Origin of the sequence: Rhizosphaericola mali (genome assembly GCF_004337365.2) — a bacterium.
GTDB classification, from domain to species: domain Bacteria; phylum Bacteroidota; class Bacteroidia; order Chitinophagales; family Chitinophagaceae; genus Rhizosphaericola; species Rhizosphaericola mali.
The window spans coordinates 1,506,129-1,528,588 of record NZ_CP044016.1; the positions used below are offsets into that span (position 1 = coordinate 1,506,129).

Below are 22,460 nucleotides of genomic sequence, written 5' to 3' on the forward strand. Positions count from 1 at the left end.
ATTTTAGAAAAGATTTTTTTGATAAATCAAATTTCTGATGAAGTCAAAAAACAGATCTAGCCTAAACGACTTTTGTGTTAGTCAAAAATGCATTGAGTAAAGATCTCATTTAGCTAAAAAGGTTGTCCGATCAATACAGACAGCCTTTTTATTAGTTTTTCTATTGAAACTTATATTACGCAAAAAAAAAACGCTTTTCCATTGTGTCAAACATTGCTTCGAAACCGTCTTTTTGCTACTGATTATATTCATCAATGGCGTGTTTTACTGCAATGTATAAATGCTTATCGGTGCCGTCTGTGGATACTTCTAGCACAGTTGCAGCAATACCTTCTGGCTTGTCGGCCAATACTGGAATCTCCGCTTGCATTCCAGCAACATACGTTTGGAAAAAAAGCAGCATAATTTTTGTTAAAAGCAAATCGTCCGTTTTGTCCAAAATCAGTTTACATATAACCTGGAGCAACCATTTTCACTTTTATGTTGAATTGATTCAATTCATAGCTGATTCCCGCTGACCAAGATTCCAACGCAGCTTTGGTAGCCTCGTATATGAAAATAAATGCAGTCGCAGAAGTTGCTGTGACCACAATACCGGCCTTTCTTTCTCTAAAATAAGGCAGCATCGCTTTCGTTACCATCACTGGTCCTATCAAATTGGTGTTCACTAATTTTTGAATTTCTTCGTGGGAAATACCTTCCAAAGGACCCGCAAAATCAAAAACAGCATTGTTATAAAGTAGATCAATCGGATGAATGCACTCTGCAGCGGCAATGGCTTCTATAATTTCTTCAGGATTAGTAATGTCTAATTTGATTAAGGAAACGTTTGGAAATTGTGTCAATTCTGTTTCCTTTTCAGGATTACGCATAGTTGCTATTACGTTCCAAATTTTTTCAATAAATAATTTTGCGGTTGCTTTACTTAATCCTTTAGACGCTCCGGTAATTAAAATTGTTTTGTTCCTTTTCTTTATTTTAATACCACAAAGGACTTCAACATTTCGGACTATAGACTTGTCATATTGCAAAAAACAATTTTATCGAATATTTCTCCGAATTCTACTCAATGATGATTGCGTTACACCCAAATAGGAAGCTAAATAAGAAAGCGGGATACGATTGGCCAGTTTGGGAAATTTTTCAAGAAACGAATGATAGCGTTCCGTAGCGTCTTCTGACATCATCGGACTAATTTTATTCACTTTATCTACCAAGCCTTTTGCTATTATTTTAGCAATAATATTGTCCCATTCTATGATCGTCATGGACAGATCTTTCATTGCGATTTTGGAAAATGAGTAGTAAGAACAATCAGTAATTGCTTGCACATATTCAGTAGAGGGAATTTCTTGATTATAGCTGTTAATGTCTGCTACAAAATTGTTTTCCTCAATGAAGTACTTTGTAACTTCATCCCCTTTTCTGTTGTAATAACTAACTCTCATAATTCCTTCAATCAAAAAAATAACTTCACGTGGCGTCTTTCCCGCTTCGTGATAGTATTCGTCTTTCTTAATTTTTCTGAACACAGCTTTGCTTTTAATTAAATCAATTTGCTGTTTATTTAAATTTCCGAACTGTAATAAATGATTAATAAGTACTTCCATAATTTTATTTCATTTGACTCATTATCATTTTATCCAAAAATTTGTCTGACAGGATTTTTCTAAAAAATAACATTATCTTAGCCCCTGAAGCGCCAACATATCTTGTTTTCGGATTATTTGCTTCAATACCTTGTTTGATAAGTTTGGCAATTACAATTGGATCTGCTGCATCTTTTTCTACTTTTGCATACATATTAGCAACTCCTTTTGCCAAAGTGTTATAAGCGGTATTGCCAGAGACACTCAACATATATTCTGCTCCAAGTCCTGTTATTTCTGATTTTGTACCTCCAGGCTCAATAACTATAACATCAATTCCAAATGATTTTACTTCTTTGCGAAGAGCATCACTTAAACCTTCTATCGCAAATTTACTAGCATGATACCATACACCCATTGGTAAAGTTATTTTGCCTCCAACTGAAGAAATGTTTACGATTTTTCCATAGTTATTTTTTCGCATAGTTGGTAGCACTAATTGTATCAAACGTGCCACACCAAATATATTTACTTCCAACTGATATTTTGCATCTGAAATAGGCATATCTTCTAGTGCACCATAATAGCCAGAACCTGCATTGTTAATTAAAATGTCTATACGTGCAGTCTCTTTCAAAATCTGTTCAACACAACCAACGAGACTTTCATCTTTTGTAACGTCCAAAGAAATAGTTTTTATACCTAGTGCTTTTAATTCTTGCATTTTTTCTATCCTACGTGCTGCACCATAAACGTTGTAGCCATTTTGTGCCAAATAAATAGCAGTTGCTTTTCCAATTCCTGCTGAAGCGCCAGTTATTAATACTGTCTTTGTCATATTTTTAAATGTTATAATTGATAATATGACAAAGGTGTATCAACAAAAAATGATTTTTTTTACCATTTGGCAAAAAGTGTTTTTACCGAATATTTCTTCTAATTCTACTTAAGGAAGAAGCCGTCATACCTAAGTAAGAAGCAATATAGGCAAGAGAAATACGATTGACGAGCGTCGGAAATTTTTCCAAAAACATTAAATATCTCGTTGTGGCATCTTGCTCTATTAACGGACTTCTACGATCGAGTTTTTCTGCCAAAGTTTTGTTGACAATTTTCTGAAAAATAGCGTCCCAACCCGCAATCGTATTTTCAATTTCTCTCCAATCACTGTTGGTGAAAAGCAATAGTCGACAATCCGTTGCCGCTTGAACATATTCCGACAATGGTTCGCCTTTAAAACTATAAATAATATGGTTTTCGTCTAGAAAATAACGTGTAATTTCTTCGCCCTGATTGTTGTAATAGCAAATACGCAGAACACCATCAATCGTAAAAGCTAAATGCTTTACTACTTTTCCCGCTTCTGCAAAATATTCGTCTTTATGAAGTATTTTTTCAACACCTTTTTTGGATATAAAATCAATTTGTTGTTGGTTCAAATTTCCAAATAACAACAAATAATCAATAAATTCTTTCATACAGTAAAAATAATTATTGCGTTTCAGTTTAGAATTGTCTTAGGGCAAAAAGTTTTTTTTCTATAGTAATTTTTGTGTGACAAATGTCACATAAAAATTGTGTTATATGCCTTTTTAAGAAAGCTATTATTTGGCAAAACTTTGCAGCAAATAAATTTTTAAAATATGCAAAGCACAAAAGATAATCCTCTTTTCTTCTTTGATGCGTACACGTTGGCGAAACTTGTAAAAACGAAACAATTGTCGCCTGTGGAAATTGTAAGAACTCATTTGGAACGAATTGAGGCGATTAATCCAAAGATTAATGCCATTGTTCAAATTGCAGATACTGCGATCGAAACAGCTCAAAAAGCAGAAGATGCCGTAATGAAAGGTGAAAAACTTGGTGCGCTTCATGGTGTTCCGTTTACCGCAAAAGATTCTATTGATACGGCGAAAGTGTTGACGCAACGCGGTTCTCCCATTTTTCAAGGAAGACTTCCAGTACAAGATGCAACAAGCGTTGCCCGGTTAAAAAATGCGGGTGGCATTTTATTGGCGAAAACAAACCTTCCTGAGTTTTCTTATTGGATTGAAAGCGATAATTTATTGACGGGCAGGACCAATAATCCTTGGGATATTACCAAAACACCAGGCGGATCCAGTGGTGGAGAGTCCGCAGCCATCGCATCAGGAATGTCTCCTCTTGGATTAGGTACGGATTTAGCAATCTCAGTTAGAGGCCCTGCCGCTCAGACTGGAATTTCTTCTTTAAAAGCGACTTTGGGACGTATTCCCATGACAGGAATTTGGCCTAGAACGCCACGCAAATTTTGGAATGTAGGTCCAATGGCGAGAAGTATTCGTGATTTGGAATTGGCATATAATGATTTGCTCGGTCCTGATCCTCAGGATGGAAATACCATTAACGCATTGGTAAATATCAAAAAGGAAAACTTTAGTAAATTCCAACCTTTGCGCATCGGTTGGATGACAGGTCCCGGTTTAGGCCCTGTGGATAAAGAAGTAAAAAGTGTTGTGAAGCAAGCTGCTGAAGCATTACAAAGTATTGGTGTTTATGTGGAAGAGGTTAATATTCCTGCTTTGGAAAAAGATTTTGCATTGGAGGTTTTTAACGAATTGCACGTAATGGAAATGAAACCTGAGTTTAGAAAAGCAACAGCAGGATTTCCTCCAGAAAAGATTTACAAAATGGCACAAACAATGTTGAGCGCTCCTGACACATCCATTGAAGACTATGTAGAAGCAGGGCACGCTGCGGAAAGAATTAAGGATGGTTATTGGGAATTTTTCCAAAAATATGATGCAATTATCACGCAAGTGTTGCCTATTCCAGCGTATGCTCACGGAATGGAAACATTTAATATTGATGGCCAAATTGTAGATGCCACCTACATTCAGGCGGCGACTGTCCCCTTGAATCTCACAGGTTTGCCAGGTATATCAATGCGATTTGGCACAAGCAGAGAAGGGCTTCCAATTAATATTCAGATTGTAGGTTCTTGGAATCAAGAATACAAAATCTTGCATATTGCGAGTTTGTTAGAAAATTTGAGATCGGTGCCTAATTTGCATCCTGATTTATAAAGTAAATGGTTGGCTAAACTTAATTTTGGCCAACCTTTTTTCTTAACTATAATTAATGTAAATAAATCTATTTTTTATAGTTTGATTTAAATTATCGTTGCATTTTTTCTAATACGGCTGAGCGTTTCTCTTGATATTCCCAGATAAGAAGCCACCATATACAAGGGTACTTTGTTGAATATAGTAGGATAGTTTATTTGAAATTCGGAGTATCTTTCCTCGGCAGTTTTGCTAATAAGAGAAAAAATACGTTGCAAGCCAGCTTCATAAGCTCTTGCGCTAAGTACCGTGTAAAATTGTTTTAAAGCAGGAATTTTTTCTATTAGATTTTCCCAATCTTCCTTTCTCCACAATAGTAAAGAGCTTTGCGTGATGGCTTCAATATTGTATTCTGACGGAATATTTAGATTGTAACTCTGCTGATCGGTCATCCACCAATTTTCGATACCAAATCGTACCGTGTGATCCATTCCTTTTTCATCGAAACGATATAAGCGACAACAACCTTTCGTGATAAAACACATAAATCGCCAAGTCTCGCCATCATGCAGAATGGATTGCGATTTTTTAATAGTTTTATTGATACTCAGTTGTAGTATTTCCGCTAGTTCCGCATCCGATATGTCCACCTGGGATTTTAAGTAGTTGGTAAATACATCCTGCATTCTAATTTTTAGTAAAAATCCAAACTTTTTACTAAATAAACAATTAAGAAATTGTACTTTAAACTGCGAAGTATTTGTCATTACTCCAATCCTTAGGTATATCTCTTTGGAGCATTTGCCTAATTTTAATTTTTAGAACCACTTAGTTACTATATTATTTCTTTATTCTTTTTATAAACCTAGGTTTATTTTTTTGTTCTATAGTTGATTGAATTTTGCTTTCAACAAAAAAATAATGATATGAATACGAATGTTCAGAAAATGATTCACGATTATGTAAATGCGTGGAACGAAAACAATCTCAAAGATTTTAAAAATGCATTTAGTAAAATTTGGAACGAAGAGGCTACTTATATTGATCCACAAATTGACAACATAAAAGGAGTAGATGCGATTGCACAACTTGCGATGAGTTCTTTGGAAAAATTTCCGGGTCGAAGATTTGAAGTATTGACAGAACCAGATACACATCATAACGTAGGTCGTTACAATTGGAAAGCTATTTTTTCGGATGGCAATACTGTTGAAGGTTTCGATTGTTTCGAATTTGACAACCAATACAAGATTACTAAAATTGTAAGTTTTTTTTAGTCGTTGATACAATTAAGTCGATTGGTTTTTATTTTTACCGGTAATGGAAAGGTACGACCAATTTTTTAATAATATTGCGATGCATATTGCTCTAACCGATCAGGAAAAGGAAGTTGCGATATCGCTTTTACTGTCTAGTAGTATTAAAAAAAATCAAAAAATTTTAATCGCAGGTAATATTTGTCGCAATTTTTATTTTGTAGACAGCGGTTGCCTGCGACTTTTTAGTTGCGACAATGAAGGCCTAGAGCACAACGTGATGTTTTGCCCCGAAAATTGGTGGGTTGCAGACATTGCAAGCTTTTCCACACAGTCTGCTGCTTTTTATGGGATTGATGCTTTAGAAGACTGTGAATTGTTATATTATTCCTTTCAAAATTTGGAGAAATTATATTTATTGGTTCCGAAGTTCGAGCGTTTTTTTAGGATTTTAATTCAGAATGGATTTAATTTTTACCAAAGTCAAATTACGGCAAATGTCTCTTTGACAGCACTAGAAAGATATGCCCTATTTCAAGAACGTTACCCGAAACTAGAACAAAGAATCACTCAAAAACATATAGCATCTTATTTAGGCGTTACACCCATCTTTCTTAGTCGGATTCGTAAACGAAAATTTCAATCCAAAAAATAGTTGATAATATTGTTCTAATATTTTTTGAACAGATCTACTCCTTAAATAAAAGAAATTTCTGTAACTAAAGGCTATCTTATTTAATATATTAAAATCTTATAAAATTTTTATTGCAAAATATTTCACTTTGATAATTTCATAATAATATTCTAAATAATTTAAATATCTATATATATCGATATGAAGTATTATCTTTGCTTTATGGAATTAAAACAAGTAGCAGAAATAAGCCAGTGTTTATCCAATACTGTAAGACTGCAAATTTTGGAATGGTTGAAAAATCCAGAAGCAAATTTTCCTGCTAATACCTCTGGTCTGTCTAACAAAGATGGTGTGTGTGTAACGTTTATTAATGACAAAAGTGGCTTGTCCCAATCTACGATTTCCACGTATCTTAAGAATATGGAAAGTTGTGGCTTGCTGAAAAATAAAAGAATAGGAAAATGGACCTATTTTTTACGTAATGAAGAGACTATTCAGGCATATACCGACTACCTAAAATAATTTTTTTGCTACAATATATCTACAATTATAAATATTTCGAATAATGAAATTAAATGAAACATTCCAGTTGGGAAACATAGTCCTTAACAATAAAATCGTTATGGCGCCTATGACTAGAACGCGAGCCTATAATCCAGAATTAAAAGCAAATGAGCAGATTGCTTTGTATTATGCGCAACGTGCATCAGCTGGGCTCATCATCAGTGAAGGCACACCTATCAATGGAGAAGCTATTGGTTATATAAATATTCCAGGTATTTATACGCCTCAACAAGTAGAAGGCTGGAAAACCGTAACGGATAAAGTACATTTAAACGATGGATACATATTTGCACAACTATGGCATGTAGGTCGTATTTCTCATCCAGATCTTTTGAATGGCAAATTGCCTATTGGTCCATCATCAATCAATCCTAATTTTCAATGTTATACAGAAAAAGGATTTACCCAAACGATTGAGCCCAAGGCAATGACAATAGAAGATATAGACAATACAATATTAGATTTTCAAAAAGCTGCGGTAAATGCAATGGAAGCAGGTTTTGACGGAGTGGAAATTCATGCCGCAAATGGTTATTTGTTTCATCAATTTTTCATGAAATGTTCTAATGTGCGTACCGACGCTTATGGCGGTAGTATTAAAAATAGAGCGCGCTTTTTGTTTGATGTATTGGATAAAATGATTGAAAAAGTGGATGCGTCTAAAATCGGTATTCGGTTGGCGCCTGATTTGGACCAAACTTTTGGTATTGAACTCGATGAGGAATCGGAAGCGCTTTTTGAATATATCATTCATCGATTAAATGATTATCATTTAGCCTATTTGCATATTTCGGGTTTTACAAGAAAAATTGCTCATTCTCATGCAAGAATTCTAGAAATAGCCAAAAAATACAGACAAATATATAAGGGTAACTATATGATTAATGGAGCTTTTGATCGGGACACAGCAGAAAAAGCACTTGAAGACAATCTAGCTGATTTAGTTTCATTTGGGGCGCCATTTATCAGCAATCCTGACCTTGTTGAAAGGTTTAAAAAAAATGGACCATACAACACGATGGACAAAGAAAATGTATATGGAAGTTCGACAAAAGGATATACCGATTATCCATTTTTAACTAAAACGTATATTAAATAAATATCGTTATGAACAAAGAAAACCGAATAGATACGACTATGTTGTCGTACCCTAAAACCTTAGTCCAACACTATGGTTATAATAAACTATTTCAACCTAATAAGTTGACATTTGGTTTGATTGCACCAATGAAAGGCTATCCTCAATCTCCTTTTCCGGATATGAGTGACAAAGAGATATTGGTAAAAAAGGCAGATGAGGTCGGCATCGATGCAATATGGTTGCGTGATGTACCTTTTTACGATCCTAATTTTGGTGATACTGGTCAGATGTACGATGCCATGGTATATGCTGGATGGTTAGCAGCAATGACCAAAGATATAGTCATAGGTACCTCTGGAATTGTACTGCCGCTTAGAAATCCAATTCTTTTGGCAAAACAAGCTTTGAGTTTAGATAACCTTACCAAAGGTAGATTTATATTGGGATTAGCGGGTGGTGATCGACTCGCTGAATATCCAGCCTTTGGCGTAAATTTTTATTCGAGAGTAGAGCGGTTTCAAGATGAGGTAAATATCATTCATAAAGTCATAGAAGAGAATTATCCGTCTTATCAATCTACTTTTTATGGTAATCTGTCTGGAGATCTGGATATGTATCCAAAATCATTTTCCCCAAAAATTCCCATCCTCAATATCGGCCGAGCAGGGCAAAATATAGAATGGATTGCTAAAAATACCGATGGTTGGATATGGCATGGGTTACAAGCCAGAGGTTCTTCTCATATATTAGAACAATGGCGACAAGCAAATAACCATGTATTCAGTCCTTATGGATACGGAAGTTTCTTCGAATTAGCAGAAAATCCAGATACGCCAGTACAGGTAAATGGAGGATTTACCTATGGAGGACGCAATAGCTTAATTGAATATTGGGAAAGCCAAAGGGTGTTGGGTATTTCTCATATATTACTAAACCTTAAGTCCTCACAAAGAAATCCTTTGGATGTCTTAGAAGAGTTTGGAAAATATATCGTGCCAGTCTTTAAATAATTATCATGGAAATATTAGACAGAAATACAATAAAGGATTTTGTTGATAATTTTTTATTAGCATGGCAAATGGAAGATTCTAGTGCATTACGTTCTTTTTGGGATGCAGATGCCGTATTTAATAGCTCCGCACATGGTAGCGCAACTTGTGATTTGCCAATAGTAAAACTTTTACTAGAAAAACAACCCGTAGGCAATGCGATGTCTTTATTTTCAAGTAATCTTTATTTTGCCACAAAGACCGAAAATATTTACACGCTGACATTTTATGTATACGGAATAGTAAAGGATGACAGAAATGAAGTTATGACAATTGGAGCCACTGTATTAGCAGATATTGAGTTTGGACCGAATACAATAAAATTTAAGTCGCTAACTTTTTCTTTGAATTGGATAGAGGGGGAAGATGATCTTATTCCTAATTGGCGTAAACCATTGGGATATAGGTTTTGGAAAGTAGGAGATCCTTTAAGTGTTATAGTAAGTGAAGTGGATGCTCCTTGGAATAAATATAGTAATTTTCATTCCACCAATATTGAGGAAGAATTATTGCAAACCTATGCTAGATATGCCTGGGCAATTGATCAAGCTGACTTTCATTTATTACAATCCGTTTTTACGCATGATATTGAAGGTGATTTTACGCCAATGGGTTATTTGAAGGGAAATCAACAAGTTATTGGCACGATGAAAGCATTTAGACAATCTTGGCCTTGGATGCAACATTTTGGCGAGCCTATAAGTTATCATATTAGTGAAGATGGAAATGAAGCAGAGTTAGTTATCGGGAGGATTATTCCTCAACAATACGAAACCGTATTACAATCACCAATTTTGTACGGAGCCAACTATGAATTGAAAATGAGAAAAGAAGATTCTGTTTGGAAAATCTCCTATTTCTCTTATCATCCAGGTTGGTTTTACGCAAAAGAAAAAAAATAAATAATCATGGACTTACAAAAAAATATAGAAAGACTATTGGATATGGAATCCATAAAGAATTTAAGAATACGCTATACGCACGCATTAGATAGTATGCATATTAGCGAAGCAATAACAGTTTTTTCAGCGGATGCATTTTGTCAAACTGATCGGGATCCTTGGATAGGTCGAAATGCCATACGACAAGGTTTAGAAAAGGCTTTTAAGGATTATGATGTAGAAAACTATGGATCGTATCCATTCATGCATATAGTATCTAATCATCTTATAGAATTTAAAAATGACTATCAAGCAACTGGTAAGTGTTATTTAGTTGATACGGTGACTCAAAGAGAAAAAGACGAATTTCCACTACTGCTACTTGGCGTATATATAGACGAATACGAAAAAATAAATGGACAATGGTTAATTATAAAAAGTCATCTTAACGTCAATTGGCCAGAGCGAAATTATTAGAAAAAATAGACTAGAAATAAATGCATAGATCATTTATTTCTAGTCTTAAATTTACCACAAAAATTATCAAACTATGTAATATCGACTAAGAACAAGTTTAAAAAATAGAGAGTTAGAATATTATAGTAATTTACAAATTAATATTCAATTCTCCATTTATGAAATACACAAATTTCCTTTACTATGGACAATCCTATTGATAAAGTAGATATCTGCAGCAAAAGAAAGTTGGCAATATCTTTTAGGGTTTCATGTTTGACAACTAAAATCAATAGTACTTATTTCAATTAATAATGTTAAGGTTACAGTATACAACATCGTAGGGAATACGGTCTTCGTTATGTAGAAAAACCGATCAATTTAGCCCTTTAATACCAAAATTGATTTAATTCCCAAAATGTATTGATAAACAATTAGATGCATTGGATTTATAAATTTGTCATGTCCTACTATAGGTTGACTCTATTTTTGGGTTAATGAATCAAATTTAGTAATAATATTTCTGTCCGCAACCAGAATAGTGAAAACTTTTTTTAGGCCTTTTAAGGGGCCAAAAAAGTTTCCAACACTCCTCCCCCACACATTCGACGGCTTCCATAGTATTGATACTTGTGTTGGTCAAAATGTACATGAACCTCATTGGGTGTTTTCAATCCTAAACTCCAATGGATTCTTTGACTATTGTAAATCTCCACACCACTTGTGCTACTATTTTCTTTGCGGTAACTAAATCTGGTAGTGTATGCCTCAATCCATCCGCATATTTCAATATGCCATTTACACGTTCTGCTACTGCATTTCCATAACGATCGTACTGCTGAGTGGTGCTTAATACAAAGCCTAATTTTTCGGCAAATTCCGAATAGTCTGGACAACAAAATTGAATGCCTCTATCACTATAATGAATCGTTTTTTTGATGTGGAAAATGCTATTTTTATAGGCCATTTTTAAAGCCATTTTCGCATATTATCTTCTATAGCATAACCCATGATCTTCTTCGAATAAGGATCCGTTGCCAATGCAAGATAAGCATGACCTTTATCGGTTTTGATGTACGTTATATCGGTCACCAAAGCCTGTTCTGCATGTGTTATTTCAATGTCTTTCAATAAATTAGGCGATTTATGGAAAAAGTGTTTAGAATCTGTAGTAATGTGAAAGCGCTTTGTTTTCTTAACTAATAATCCATTGTGTCTAAGCAAGGTAAAGAGTGCGCACTGCCTATTTTTAGCTTATTTATTATCAATTTCGGTAGTATATATTCCATCAGTTTTCGAGTCCCTGTACGTGGATGTATTTTCCGTATTTCTTGCACTATTTGAAGGATTAATTGATTCTGATTTGCATTTATTTCCTGAGCTTTTATGCGTTTATAATATGCCTGTTTGCTTACCCCAAACACTTGGTAAGGATGCTTTATTTTAACTTCTTTTTCTTTCTTAGAATCTCGTCCGCCAAGTGTTTGGGTAAAAACTCCTTTGAGAGTTCTTTGCCTATTACTTTCTCAAAATTGGCTATTAAATCTTATTGGAAATCTTTAATAAATTCCAATTTTTCCAGCTTTTCTTTTAGCTTTTTTATCTCCAAATCTTTGCTCATAGCTTTGTTTTTAGAAGTAAAATTACTGAGTTTTTTGCGCCAATAATCAATAGTACTTCTAGAAATATCGTATTGCTGGGAAGCATGATTTAGGGAGATTTGTCTGTTATTGATTTGGAAAATAACGAAAATCTTAAACTTGAAGGATACGTTTTTGCCGTTTCTTTTTGGCAGGCAGGATTGTTTGTTGTCTCCATTGTTGACCGTAATTGTTGAATTTTTGGTCAACCTATTTCAGGACGAGACATGTGTTTAATAACCATGAAACGTTGCATCCCTTGGTGAACGTGATAGATTTCTCACAGGCGCATATTCGCCGTGGTTCAAAAATGGCATTCAACCTATATTGTGTTTTCCTCAAGGATGTCAAATGTGGCGATCTGAAATATGGACGGGAAACGTAAGACTATCAAGCAGGTACGTTGGTCTTTATCTCACCTGGGCAAATTTTAGATGTGGAAAACAAAACCGATCCATACCAACCAATGGGACATGGGATTGTATTTCACCCAGATTTAATCAAAGGAACCTCGCTGGCCAAAAACATGTCCGAGTACCATTTCTTCACCTACCAAACGAATGAGGCGTTGCATCTGTCGGAAAAAGAAAGACAGTTCGTTTTGGAGATATTTTCAAATATTAAAACCGAATTGGAAAGGTCAATTGACAAGCACAGCAAGCGTCTCATCGCTTCTAGTATCGAACTATTTCTAAACTATTGTGAACGCTTTTATGACCGACAATTCATTACAAGGGAAAATGTGAATACCGGAATACTGGAAAAGTTTGAATTGCTTTTGGATAATTATTATAAATCTGATGATCCTCTTGAAACAGGAATTCCTTCCGTGGCTTATTGTACCGAGCAACTACACTTATCAGCCAACTATTTCGGAGATCTAATCAAAACGGAAACCGGAAGATCTGCACAAGAATACGTTCAGAACAAAATCATCAATATCGCGAAAGTGAATATTTTCAATAAAGAAAAGTCCGTAGCGCAGATCGCATACGAAATGGGATTTAAGTATCCCCAGCATTTTATTCGATTGTTCAAACAAAAAACTGGACATACACCAAAAGAATTCCAAAATATGAACTGATGAAACTAAGGAATAGGATTTTTATGCATAAACTTGAATGGTACAATTAATTGAAAAAAACGACGAGAATTAACCCATACCGCCAATTTCATAAATCTCACGCAACTTATTGTTTGTCAACACATTTCGGGGATCAAATCAATTTTGGCATTAGAGCACTAATTTGATCGTCTTTTCCAATTTGGGTATTACCCCCATCTTTCTGAGTCGGATTCGTAAACGAAAATTTCAATCCAAAAAATAGTTGGTGGTTGATATTCTGATCTCATTACAAACTATTAAATGAACGCATTCGGTATATATTATTTGAGTGTGGATTTATTATATTTAATCTCAAATGAAATTAATTCTTAGTGAAAGCTCAAACGAGCAATAACATTAAAAGCTAATACTCATTATCTACTAACGCCATTGGAAAAATAAAACTAGGGATATTATAGTTAATTTTAATTAAAACTTTGTCTGAACCCCAATGGACTCAAATGGGTTTTTGCTTTGAAGATTTTACTGAAAGATTGTGGATGTTCAAAGCCCAATTCATAAGCAATTTCACTTATTAATAAATTAGTGGAGGAAAGCTTTTCTTTGGCTTTTTCAATAAGTTTTTCGTGAATAATTTGTTGTGCATTTTGCCCAGTTAAGGAACGTAATAAATCACCTAAATAATTGGGCGATAAATGTACTTGATCTGCTAAGTAAGCTACCGTTGGCAATCCTTTGATGACAATATCCTCAGAATTAAAATATTTTTCCAATATAGCTTCTACTTGGAGTAATATATCGTGATTTACCACTTTTCGAGTGATGAATTGACGCTTGTAGAAACGATTGGCATAAGTCAAAATCAATTCTATCTGTGCAATAATTACTTCTTGCGTGTAATCATCCAAACGATTATTAAGTTCGTCTTCTATGTTTTTGAAAACATTAATAACTGTTTCTTTCTCTTTGTCAGAAAGATGCAACATTTCGTTGACGCTATAGTCAAAAAAATGATGGTCTTTAATTGTTTGCACCAGCGGAAATGATTTAAAAAAATCGGGATGAATCAACAATACATAACCCGAATGATCTGGGCTGTCTGGTTGCGCACCCAAAATCTGACCGGGTTTTCCAAAGAACATTCCGCCTTCATTAAAATCATAATTATTCTGTCCATATCGAAGCCAACCTTCGTTCTTGGTTGTCCATAATACGATTTTGTAAAAACTCAATACATGCAAAAATGGCAATGGCGGAATTGCTACTGTATTTTGAGAATTATCAATCAAACTAATCAATGGATGCAAGGGTTTGGGAAGTCCAAAGGAGTAGTGAACTTCCGTGATTGTATTGTATTTTATAAATTGATTTTCAACTTTTTTCATCTTTTTAAAATTACAAAAAGTCTAGTCAAAATTGAATGGACTAGACTTTATTTTTCTACCAAGGAATTTCGCCTCCATTTGGATTTGTTTCTTCACAAAAAAATTGACCCGTAGGGCCATTTTGATCAATAATGGCATATTTGACAATACGTTTACCTGCATCTTCTACCGTTCCTACGCCTCGATTAAAGGTGAAATCTGTCTTTGTATATCCAGGACTAACCGCATTAATTTTAAAGTTAGTATCTTTTAATTCATACGCCAAGTTCACAGTGTACATATTTAGTGCCGATTTGGATGAGAGATAAACGGCGCCTTTATAATTATAATAAATGTAGTTAGGATCACTATGAAGTGTGATGGAACCTTGACTAGAACTCACCATTACAATCCTTGGTTCTGGGGATTTCTTTAGAAAATCTATAAATGCTTGAGTGGTTCTAATAACACCATAAACATTAATTTCATATACTTGTTTGAATATATCAATGCTTGTGTCAATTGCCGTTTGAGGAATTATTTCCCCATTGGTATCAAATTGAATTCCAGAAATCCCTGCATTGTTAATCAATACATCTAAAACTTTTGTTTTTTCTCTAATATTTTTCATAGCATTAAGTACGGATTGTTCATCGGCGACATCTATTTGAATACATTCTACATTATTTAATCCTTGAGATTTTAAATCTGCTACGGCTTTTTCACCGGCTTCTACATTCCGGCTTCCTAAATAAACATAATAGCCCTTTTGGAGCAATTGTTTGGCTGTTTCAAAACCAATTCCCTTATTTGCCCCTGTAATAAATACTTTTTTCATATCTAAAATTTTATAAGGCAAAATTCGAAAGAAAATAAATGCTACAAGTAGTCAAATTACAGTTATCAAGCACTGAATTACGGATTGTTTAATTAAACGAATTCCTAAATTCCAATGGACTCTGATTCATCTGTTTTTTAAATAATTTGCTGAATGATTGTGGATGTTCAAATCCCAAATCATAGGCTATCTCGCTTACGGATAATTCTGTGGTTGAAAGTTTCTCTTTTGCTTTTTCAATGATGGCATTTTGAATGTATTGTTGCGTATTCATTCCAGTTAGAGAATGAAGCATATCACTCAAATAACGTTGCGATAGCTGCATTTGTTGGCAGATAAATGCAACAGAAGGAGGTCCATTTTTTGAACCATTTCTGTCTTCAAAAAAGTCATTGAGTAGTTGATCCAGTATTCTTATTTTATCATTATTGACGGCTTTCCTAGTGATAAATTGACGATCATAAAAGCGATTGCTGTAATTCAATAATAATTCCAATTGAGAAACCAACACATCTTGAGTGAAATGGTCAATATTCCGTTGTAATTCTGAGGCTATAGTTGTAAATAAATTTCCGACAATCTCTTTTTCGTTAGCAGAGAGAAAGAGCGCTTCAGAAACATTATAAGAGAAAAAACCATAGTTATGTATATTGGTTCCTAAAGGATAACTACGAATAAAGTCTGGATGAAAATACAAAGCAACCCCTTCATATTGATCCAAATTTTCTGGCGAAAAAACAATCTGGTTGGGTTTTATAAATGCCAATCCGCCTTCTTCAAAATCATAATAACCTTGCCCGTATTTTGTTCGTCCCTTATAGTTTGGCTTGAATGAAATTTTGAAAAAATCCAGACTGATTTTTTGATTTTTAGTCAATGCACCCTGTGGAATTTTTGCATAATCAACAAGTGTAATCAATGGATGCGAAGGTCCTGGCAATCCTAACGCACGCACTAATTGTGAAATACTATTCAAACGTAAAAGTTTAGATTCTTTCATTTTTAATTACTTTAATTCTGCGCTGCTGGACGAATTACAATATCCCCAATTTCAACTTCTTTCGGTTGGCTGATTGCATAGATTACAGCGTCAGCAATCGCCTTAGGACTGATTGCTATCTCTTCCACTTTTGCAGCATACAATTTTTTCATTTCAAGTGTTTTAGCACTCTTAACGCTAAACTCTGTATGGACAAATCCCGGTGAAATACCAGTAATCCTAATACTGCCATCTGATTCTTGTCTAAAGGCTTCTGTAATAGTTCTAATCGCATTTTTAGTGCCTGCATAAACGGCTTGAGTTGGAACAATTTTGATGCCAGCGGTGGAAATAATATTGATGATATGCCCATAATTCTGTCGTTTAAAAACGGGAATCGCCGCAGCCATTCCATATAAAGTTCCCTTTATGTTGATATCAATCATTTGGTCCCAAAATTCCACATCTAACTCTTCCATTTTACCAATCTGGGCAACTCCTGCATTGTTGATAACAACATCTAGTTTGCCGTAATGTTCAACTGCTTCATTCACTAAATTTTGCACTTCATTTTTCTTAGTTACATCAGTGGGAAAATAAATTGCATCTCCGCCATTACTAGTAATTTTGTCTACAATTTGAGCCAATTTATCTTCGCTTCTAGCACCTAATACTACTTTTACTTTTTGTTTGGCGAGTTCTAAAGCAATCGTTTCACCAATGCCAGCACTTGCACCTGTAATGACAACAACTAAACCTTTTAAATTTTGCATCTTATTCTATTTTAACGCAAAGTTCAAAATGTTCATCAATCTAAAAGTAGCCAGATTGGTAAATGTTGTAGTCAATGTTTAAGGTTAATTAAAAAATAGAAAAGAAACCGAAATGTTACTTGACTCCAATAATTTTTTGTCGATGCGCTATGCCCCAATCTGCAATAACTTCTGTCATTTTTTGAAGGGTAGCACCATAATCAGTGATAGAATATTCAACAGATATGGGTTGAATGTCTAATACCTTTCTTTTGATGAGTTGATTCATTTCCAAATCTTTCAATTCTCGGCTCAAGACTTTTCCAGAAATGCCATAGATTTCACGCAAAATTTCGGAATAGCGCATGGGTTTGTAACACAAGCAAGCAATGATGGACAATTTCCATTTTCCACTAATTACGTCCATTGTATCATGAATTGCCATTAGTTTTTTCTTACATTCTGCGATATGTAGAAAATTTGTAGCTGAACTTATTTTGCGGATTTCATTTATCTCAGGCATTTATTCTTTTTTCTGTATTTAAATAACTGTGGTTACTTTTTTGTCACTGTTACTTTTTGTCACAAAGATACAATTTGTCATTTCACCATACTACTTTTGCCTAAAACTTAAGAAATATGAATTTAAAAGAAGACCTAAACTGGCGATATGCAGTCAAGGCGTATTCCGATCAAAAAGTATCAGACGACAAGATAGATTTTATTTTAGAAGCAATCAATTTAACGGCATCCTCTTGTGGATTGCAGCCTTATCGAGTGTTTGCAATTGACAATAAAGAAATACAAGCGAAATTGGGCGAAGGCTCTTTCAATAAACAAATTGCCACTGCTTCGCATCTTTTGGTATTTGCAGGATTCAATCAAGTGACAACACAGAGAATACAAAATATGATTGATTTAATGGCGCAAACGAGAGGGATCCCTGTAGAAGCTTTGAAAGACTTTAGCAATACTTTAGTCGCACATTTTGGAAATTTAGATGAAAATTTACACGGAACTTGGGCAGACAAGCAAGCCTATATTGCAGTGGGAACTGCCTTAATAGCCGCCGCCAATGTACGGGTAGATGCCACACCAATGGAGGGATTTAATCCGCAACAAATAGATGAAATTTTGGGGTTGAAAGAAAAAGGTTTACACAGCACAGTTGTGGTATCACTTGGATATCGAGACAGTGAAAATGATTATTTGGCCAATGCAAAAAAGGTAAGAATTCCATTGGAGGAAATGGCAACGAAAATTCGTTGATGCAAATGATTTTAAAATTAAGTTTCTTACGGAAGGGGTGACATTACTAGGAATAAAATTACAGTGTTGGTTCTTGACGCCCGTTTTCTTAATACACATTAGCGATACTTATATTCGTGCAAACTATTTTAGAAATAATGGAGCGTTAACATAGTGTATCATTAATTCATTTAGTAAAAGATTACCCAACTACAAGAGGCAATTTTAATTTCAAATTACCTCTTGTTTTTTTTACATATCCGCACTAAACTCAATCTTATTGCCCCAGGGGTCGGCAATGAAAGCAACCTCTTTTCCAATAGCGGCAATTGGGAAATGTCTAACAATGGTAATGCCCAACTTTTCTAGTTCAGCGATTGTAGTTTGAATGTTATCTACATTGAAGCAAATATGATTGTAGCCCAACCGCAAATCTTCAAAACTAGGCAATTCTTCTGCATTCCCCAACACTTCAATCATAAAACTATCATTTCCAGGAAACGCGATATACGCTAGCTTCATTTCGCCAGACATCCATTCCTTAACCACTCTAAAACCAAGAATTTCCACATACCATTGTATGAAGGCTTCATAGTGCGAAGTACGAATACCAATATGTCCGGCTTTCATTTGGCTGAAAGGACTCTTTGTATTTAATTCAGGATATACTAAATGTTCTACTTGATTACTCATTTTTCTATTTTTTAAAATGTAAAATTATAATTGTATAGTTTGCAATAATGGTGAACATCACGGTTTTTAGTTCAGTTATTTTCGGAAAGACAAATCAAACACATTTGTCTTTCCGAAAACATTTTATTGAGCCACTGGAGGAAATAAAAACCATAAGTGAATTTCACCAATTATCATTTTGTCCCATACTTGCGAAGATACCGACTCCTCAAGGAACGAACATCTTGTGACTAAAATCTTCCCAAAACACGCAGAAGTATTGACTAGTGAACAATGGAGAAAGTAGATTAAAAAACAATAAGCATAACTATTGCTAGTGTTTTACACAATAGTTATGCTTATTTCTAACTAGATCATAAAATTGATAAATCTATACCATTGGTTTTTCCCAAAATCCACGAGTATTTACATTCACCATTGCAGCTAAATTTTCCATTTTTTCAATTTCTGAAGTACTTAATTTTATAGAAACAGCGCCCACAGCATCCTCCACTTGAGAGACTTTAGTAACACCGATAATTGGGAGTGTGTTTTTCGCAATCGCCCAAGCAATAGCGACTTGTGCTACTGATACATTTCTATTACCACCAATTTCTTTCATTGCATTCGTTAATTCTTCGATTTGAGGAAGTATTTTGTTGTAGGTTTCACCTCTTAGACTGCCCTCTGGTAACGGGTTTTGGGTATTGTATTTTCCGCTAAGTGCACCTTGTTCTAAGACCATATAAGAGAAAAATGTGATGTCATTTTCTTTACAATAATCCAATATGCCTGCCTCTTCAGAAGAACGATACAAAAGACTATAGTGATTTTGCACAGCAGAAATATGAAATCCTGCTTCTTTTAAAATAGCATCAGCCTCCTTAATTTGTTCGAGGTTGTGGTTAGAAACACCAACGCTTTTCACCTTGCCACTTTCCAATAATGGAATCAGTGCGGGAGTCCATTTGGGCGCATCCGTAGGATTATGAATCCAATAAATATCCACATAGTCTGTACAAAGACGCAGAAGACTACCTTCTAACATATCCAATACCGGATTCTCCGTATTGGGTGCAAGTTGCGGTGTAAACTTAGTAGAAAGCGTAATCTCTTCTCGTGGATACTGACTTATAAAATCGCCCACGATACTTTCTGATGCCCCCATTCCGTAAACAAAAGCGGTATCCCAAAGTTCCAATCCGGCTTTAATTCCTGCTGCGAAAACAGGTTGTAAACTTTCGCTTGTTATGTTGTTCCCAAATATTGTATCACCTTCTCCGGGTACCCAAGACCAAGTGCCTAATGCGATTGCTGGCAATTTATTCATTTGAATTGTTTTTTAAAAATTTAATAGTAAATGATTTTTATTTAAAGAAAATATTATAATAAACTCTTTTCCATCTTATTGTGAAATTCTTCTGTCCCCAATTCGATTTGATCAGAAAAATGCTTTCTCGCCGTTTCGCCAGACAAATAACGTATTTGATATTTTCCATCAGTTGCGGCTTCGTAAATACTATTTGCAACAACATCTGCGGATTGAAAGGTGGAGCGTGCCTTTTCCGACAAGAAACTACTTCTAAACTTATCAAACGTATTTTCGTATGCCGAATGTGAAGATTGAAATATCGAATTGCCAAATTCCGTTTTAGTGGGTCCAGGTAAAACTGTTTTTATCTGAATGCCCAAAGGTTTTAATTCATAGACCATACTCTCCGTCCAACCTTCAATCGCCCACTTTGTGGCATGATATAAGGCGAAAAAAGGATAGGTTATTAGTCCTCCTTCAGACGAAACTGTAATCAAAACACCATTTTTCTGAGAGCGAAAATGAGGGAGAAATGCTTTAGTAACGCGCATTACACCTAAAATATTCGTATTTACAATACGTTCAATCTCATTTTCCGGCGTTCCTTCAAATGGTCCCACTATTCCAAATCCAGCATTGTTAACAACAACATCAATATTTACTGATGACGTAACTTTATCTACTATAGATTGTATCTGCGTTGTATTTTTAACATCTAGTGGAAGCACTGTAACATTTGCTAATTGAGTTAATTCCGTTTCTTTGCTTGGATCTCGCAATGTGGCAATTACGTTCCAACCTTTGGATTGAAATAATTTCGCTGTTATTTTCCCAATACCGGTCGATGCTCCAGTGATAAAAATTGTCTTTGCCATTTTTTAAAATTTTAATACGGCAAAATTAGAACACATTACACGGCCATAAATAACAACAATCAATCCAATTAGTACGAAATTCAATCAATTTAATCGATATTGAGTCGGAGTCATCAGCGTTTGCTTTTTAAAGAAATTATGAAAATGAGTATTCTCTTTGAACCCCAATTCAAAAGCAATTTCAGAAACATCTTTTTGTGTCTGTTTTAATAGAATTTTAGCTTCAACTAAAATTCGTTCTTGTATGATTTCGGAAGTTGATTTATGCAATACTTCTTTTAATGCTTTATTTAAATGATTTACGTGAACAGAAATATTTTCGGCAAAATCATTGGCGGATCGTAAAAGTATTGGCCCTTCAATTTCATCTGAGAACTGTCTTTCCAATAGTTCCAAAAATTGGGAAGCAATCTTTTGCGAAGCATTAGAATAATAGACGGATTTTAATTCTTTAGGTAATAATTTTTCAGCAGCTAAGAGCATTTCAAATACCGAAATACGCATTTTGTCATACTTATGAATATTGTCAGATCGCCATTCTGTAATCATTTCTTCAAATATCTGCTTTATTTTATCTGCATCATTGTCTGATAATTCAACTACAGGAATGCCATTGGGTTGGAAAACAGAATATTTCTTTGGTTCTCCAAAATGGTGAAAAAAGCTTTCCGTAAATAAACAGAAAAATCCATATTGATTTGAACCAATTGGCACCCAACTATAAGGCACTTCGGAATTGGTAAATACCAATGCATTCTTTCTAATTTCGTAGGTTTTATCAGAAAAGTGTAATTTATATTGTCCAAACATTAATCCTATTTTAAGATATTGTCTAAATCGATAAGGAATAGGTTTAATGGCACAGTTGGCATCTAAAGAGAATGGCACGACATCAAAATGACCAATACCATTCTTTAATTTTTCAGGGATAGAAATTAGCTTACTCTTATAAAATTCTTCTAAAGATTCAATATTTATCATTCAACAAAGTTACAAAATTCAAATAAATAAATTAAAGTACGGATTTGAATAAACTTAATCTAAATATTAACTCTTTTTAAATTGAAAAAGTTGAATTATAACAAAGAGATCAGATAAATTATTTTACTATGAACAAAGCAAAACGAAATAAAATATCTGATACATTGTAATAGTGT

At 34.4% G+C, this 22,460-nt stretch carries 27 protein-coding genes; 10 read left to right on the plus strand and 17 right to left on the minus strand.

Features of this window, described 5'->3' with window-relative positions:
* Nucleotides 1-235 precede the first annotated feature (235 nt).
* From E0W69_RS20430 to E0W69_RS06535, 5 genes are all read right to left on the minus strand, one after another.
* On the minus strand, nucleotides 236-403 hold the full coding sequence (locus E0W69_RS20430; RefSeq protein ID WP_191967986.1) for a hypothetical protein: 168 nt from the start codon (nucleotides 401-403) through the stop codon (nucleotides 236-238).
* Nucleotides 404-446: 43 nt separating this feature from the next.
* Nucleotides 447-1,031 (minus strand): SDR family NAD(P)-dependent oxidoreductase, encoded by a 585-nt coding sequence (locus E0W69_RS06520; protein WP_131329217.1) that lies wholly within the window; start codon nucleotides 1,029-1,031, stop codon nucleotides 447-449.
* A gap of 9 nt (nucleotides 1,032-1,040) precedes the next feature.
* Complete coding sequence (locus E0W69_RS06525) at nucleotides 1,041-1,610, minus strand: Crp/Fnr family transcriptional regulator (RefSeq protein WP_131329218.1); 570 nt, start codon at nucleotides 1,608-1,610, stop codon at nucleotides 1,041-1,043.
* A gap of 4 nt (nucleotides 1,611-1,614) precedes the next feature.
* Nucleotides 1,615-2,427 (minus strand): oxidoreductase, encoded by an 813-nt coding sequence (locus tag E0W69_RS06530; protein WP_131329219.1) that lies wholly within the window; start codon nucleotides 2,425-2,427, stop codon nucleotides 1,615-1,617.
* A gap of 82 nt (nucleotides 2,428-2,509) precedes the next feature.
* Nucleotides 2,510-3,067 carry a Crp/Fnr family transcriptional regulator gene (locus E0W69_RS06535; RefSeq protein WP_131329220.1) on the minus strand — a complete coding sequence of 186 codons (558 nt, stop codon included), beginning with the start codon at nucleotides 3,065-3,067 and terminating at the stop codon, nucleotides 2,510-2,512.
* Between the two features lie 165 nt (nucleotides 3,068-3,232).
* Here E0W69_RS06535 and E0W69_RS06540 point away from each other — a divergent pair, with 165 nt between their 5' ends.
* Nucleotides 3,233-4,654, plus strand: a complete 1,422-nt coding sequence (locus E0W69_RS06540; RefSeq protein WP_131329221.1) for an amidase — start codon at nucleotides 3,233-3,235, stop codon at nucleotides 4,652-4,654.
* 86 nt (nucleotides 4,655-4,740) lie between these two features.
* On the opposite strand, the gene E0W69_RS06545 is transcribed toward E0W69_RS06540, so the two are convergent.
* Entirely contained in the window at nucleotides 4,741-5,319 is a 579-nt protein-coding gene (locus tag E0W69_RS06545) for a Crp/Fnr family transcriptional regulator (RefSeq protein ID WP_191967987.1), read from the minus strand.
* A 240-nt stretch (nucleotides 5,320-5,559) separates the two neighbouring features.
* On the opposite strand from E0W69_RS06545, the gene E0W69_RS06550 reads away from it, so the two are divergent.
* The 7 genes from E0W69_RS06550 to E0W69_RS06580 all read left to right on the plus strand — a co-directional run bounded on the left by E0W69_RS06550 (nucleotide 5,560) and on the right by E0W69_RS06580 (nucleotide 10,578).
* Nucleotides 5,560-5,910, plus strand: a complete 351-nt coding sequence (locus E0W69_RS06550; RefSeq protein WP_131329223.1) for a nuclear transport factor 2 family protein — start codon at nucleotides 5,560-5,562, stop codon at nucleotides 5,908-5,910.
* A gap of 43 nt (nucleotides 5,911-5,953) precedes the next feature.
* Nucleotides 5,954-6,544, plus strand: coding sequence for a Crp/Fnr family transcriptional regulator (locus E0W69_RS06555; RefSeq protein ID WP_191967988.1), 591 nt, complete (start codon nucleotides 5,954-5,956; stop codon nucleotides 6,542-6,544).
* 201 nt (nucleotides 6,545-6,745) lie between these two features.
* On the plus strand, nucleotides 6,746-7,048 hold the full coding sequence (locus E0W69_RS06560) for an ArsR/SmtB family transcription factor (protein ID WP_131329224.1): 303 nt from the start codon (nucleotides 6,746-6,748) through the stop codon (nucleotides 7,046-7,048).
* 43 nt (nucleotides 7,049-7,091) lie between these two features.
* Nucleotides 7,092-8,189 (plus strand): alkene reductase, encoded by a 1,098-nt coding sequence (locus tag E0W69_RS06565; RefSeq protein ID WP_131329225.1) that lies wholly within the window; start codon nucleotides 7,092-7,094, stop codon nucleotides 8,187-8,189.
* Nucleotides 8,190-8,197: 8 nt separating this feature from the next.
* Nucleotides 8,198-9,181 (plus strand): TIGR03571 family LLM class oxidoreductase, encoded by a 984-nt coding sequence (locus E0W69_RS06570; RefSeq protein ID WP_225321424.1) that lies wholly within the window; start codon nucleotides 8,198-8,200, stop codon nucleotides 9,179-9,181.
* A gap of 5 nt (nucleotides 9,182-9,186) precedes the next feature.
* Entirely contained in the window at nucleotides 9,187-10,122 is a 936-nt protein-coding gene (locus E0W69_RS06575) for a nuclear transport factor 2 family protein (RefSeq protein ID WP_131329226.1), read from the plus strand.
* Between the two features lie 6 nt (nucleotides 10,123-10,128).
* Nucleotides 10,129-10,578 (plus strand): nuclear transport factor 2 family protein, encoded by a 450-nt coding sequence (locus E0W69_RS06580; protein ID WP_131329227.1) that lies wholly within the window; start codon nucleotides 10,129-10,131, stop codon nucleotides 10,576-10,578.
* Between the two features lie 655 nt (nucleotides 10,579-11,233).
* Here E0W69_RS06580 and E0W69_RS06585 read toward each other — a convergent pair.
* The gene (locus E0W69_RS06585) at nucleotides 11,234-11,536 is read right to left on the minus strand and encodes a DDE-type integrase/transposase/recombinase (RefSeq protein ID WP_131329228.1); all 303 of its coding nucleotides are present in this window, start codon (nucleotides 11,534-11,536) and stop codon (nucleotides 11,234-11,236) included.
* A complete protein-coding gene (locus E0W69_RS06590) occupies nucleotides 11,527-11,781 on the minus strand; it encodes a hypothetical protein (protein ID WP_131329229.1) in 255 nt (84 codons plus the stop codon). The genes E0W69_RS06585 and E0W69_RS06590 overlap by 10 nt, the downstream gene beginning before the upstream one ends.
* 852 nt (nucleotides 11,782-12,633) lie before the next feature.
* Between E0W69_RS06590 and E0W69_RS06600 the strand changes: the two genes are divergently transcribed.
* On the plus strand, nucleotides 12,634-13,281 hold the full coding sequence (locus E0W69_RS06600) for a helix-turn-helix domain-containing protein (RefSeq protein ID WP_225321425.1): 648 nt from the start codon (nucleotides 12,634-12,636) through the stop codon (nucleotides 13,279-13,281).
* A 446-nt stretch (nucleotides 13,282-13,727) separates the two neighbouring features.
* Here E0W69_RS06600 and E0W69_RS06605 read toward each other — a convergent pair whose 3' ends face one another.
* The 5 genes from E0W69_RS06605 to E0W69_RS06625 form a co-directional block, all read right to left on the minus strand.
* Nucleotides 13,728-14,648 carry a helix-turn-helix domain-containing protein gene (locus E0W69_RS06605; RefSeq protein WP_131329231.1) on the minus strand — a complete coding sequence of 307 codons (921 nt, stop codon included), beginning with the start codon at nucleotides 14,646-14,648 and terminating at the stop codon, nucleotides 13,728-13,730.
* Nucleotides 14,649-14,703: 55 nt separating this feature from the next.
* Nucleotides 14,704-15,465, minus strand: coding sequence for an SDR family oxidoreductase (locus E0W69_RS06610; protein WP_131329232.1), 762 nt, complete (start codon nucleotides 15,463-15,465; stop codon nucleotides 14,704-14,706).
* 88 nt (nucleotides 15,466-15,553) lie between these two features.
* Complete coding sequence (locus tag E0W69_RS06615; protein ID WP_131329233.1) at nucleotides 15,554-16,465, minus strand: helix-turn-helix domain-containing protein; 912 nt, start codon at nucleotides 16,463-16,465, stop codon at nucleotides 15,554-15,556.
* An 11-nt stretch (nucleotides 16,466-16,476) separates the two neighbouring features.
* Nucleotides 16,477-17,217 (minus strand): SDR family oxidoreductase, encoded by a 741-nt coding sequence (locus E0W69_RS06620; RefSeq protein WP_131329234.1) that lies wholly within the window; start codon nucleotides 17,215-17,217, stop codon nucleotides 16,477-16,479.
* Nucleotides 17,218-17,332: 115 nt separating this feature from the next.
* The gene (locus E0W69_RS06625) at nucleotides 17,333-17,719 is read right to left on the minus strand and encodes a winged helix-turn-helix transcriptional regulator (RefSeq protein WP_131329235.1); all 387 of its coding nucleotides are present in this window, start codon (nucleotides 17,717-17,719) and stop codon (nucleotides 17,333-17,335) included.
* Between the two features lie 116 nt (nucleotides 17,720-17,835).
* On the opposite strand from E0W69_RS06625, the gene E0W69_RS06630 reads away from it, so the two are divergent.
* A complete protein-coding gene (locus tag E0W69_RS06630) occupies nucleotides 17,836-18,465 on the plus strand; it encodes an NAD(P)H-dependent oxidoreductase (protein ID WP_131329236.1) in 630 nt (209 codons plus the stop codon).
* Nucleotides 18,466-18,696: 231 nt separating this feature from the next.
* Here the strand turns inward: E0W69_RS06630 and E0W69_RS06635 are convergent, their stop codons facing one another.
* The 4 genes from E0W69_RS06635 to E0W69_RS06650 all read right to left on the minus strand — a co-directional run bounded on the left by E0W69_RS06635 (nucleotide 18,697) and on the right by E0W69_RS06650 (nucleotide 22,284).
* Entirely contained in the window at nucleotides 18,697-19,137 is a 441-nt protein-coding gene (locus tag E0W69_RS06635) for a VOC family protein (RefSeq protein WP_131329237.1), read from the minus strand.
* A gap of 370 nt (nucleotides 19,138-19,507) precedes the next feature.
* Nucleotides 19,508-20,446 (minus strand): aldo/keto reductase, encoded by a 939-nt coding sequence (locus E0W69_RS06640; RefSeq protein ID WP_131329238.1) that lies wholly within the window; start codon nucleotides 20,444-20,446, stop codon nucleotides 19,508-19,510.
* A gap of 53 nt (nucleotides 20,447-20,499) precedes the next feature.
* A complete protein-coding gene (locus E0W69_RS06645) occupies nucleotides 20,500-21,303 on the minus strand; it encodes an SDR family oxidoreductase (protein ID WP_131329239.1) in 804 nt (267 codons plus the stop codon).
* A gap of 84 nt (nucleotides 21,304-21,387) precedes the next feature.
* Entirely contained in the window at nucleotides 21,388-22,284 is an 897-nt protein-coding gene (locus E0W69_RS06650) for a helix-turn-helix domain-containing protein (RefSeq protein WP_131329240.1), read from the minus strand.
* Nucleotides 22,285-22,460: the final 176 nt, after the last annotated feature.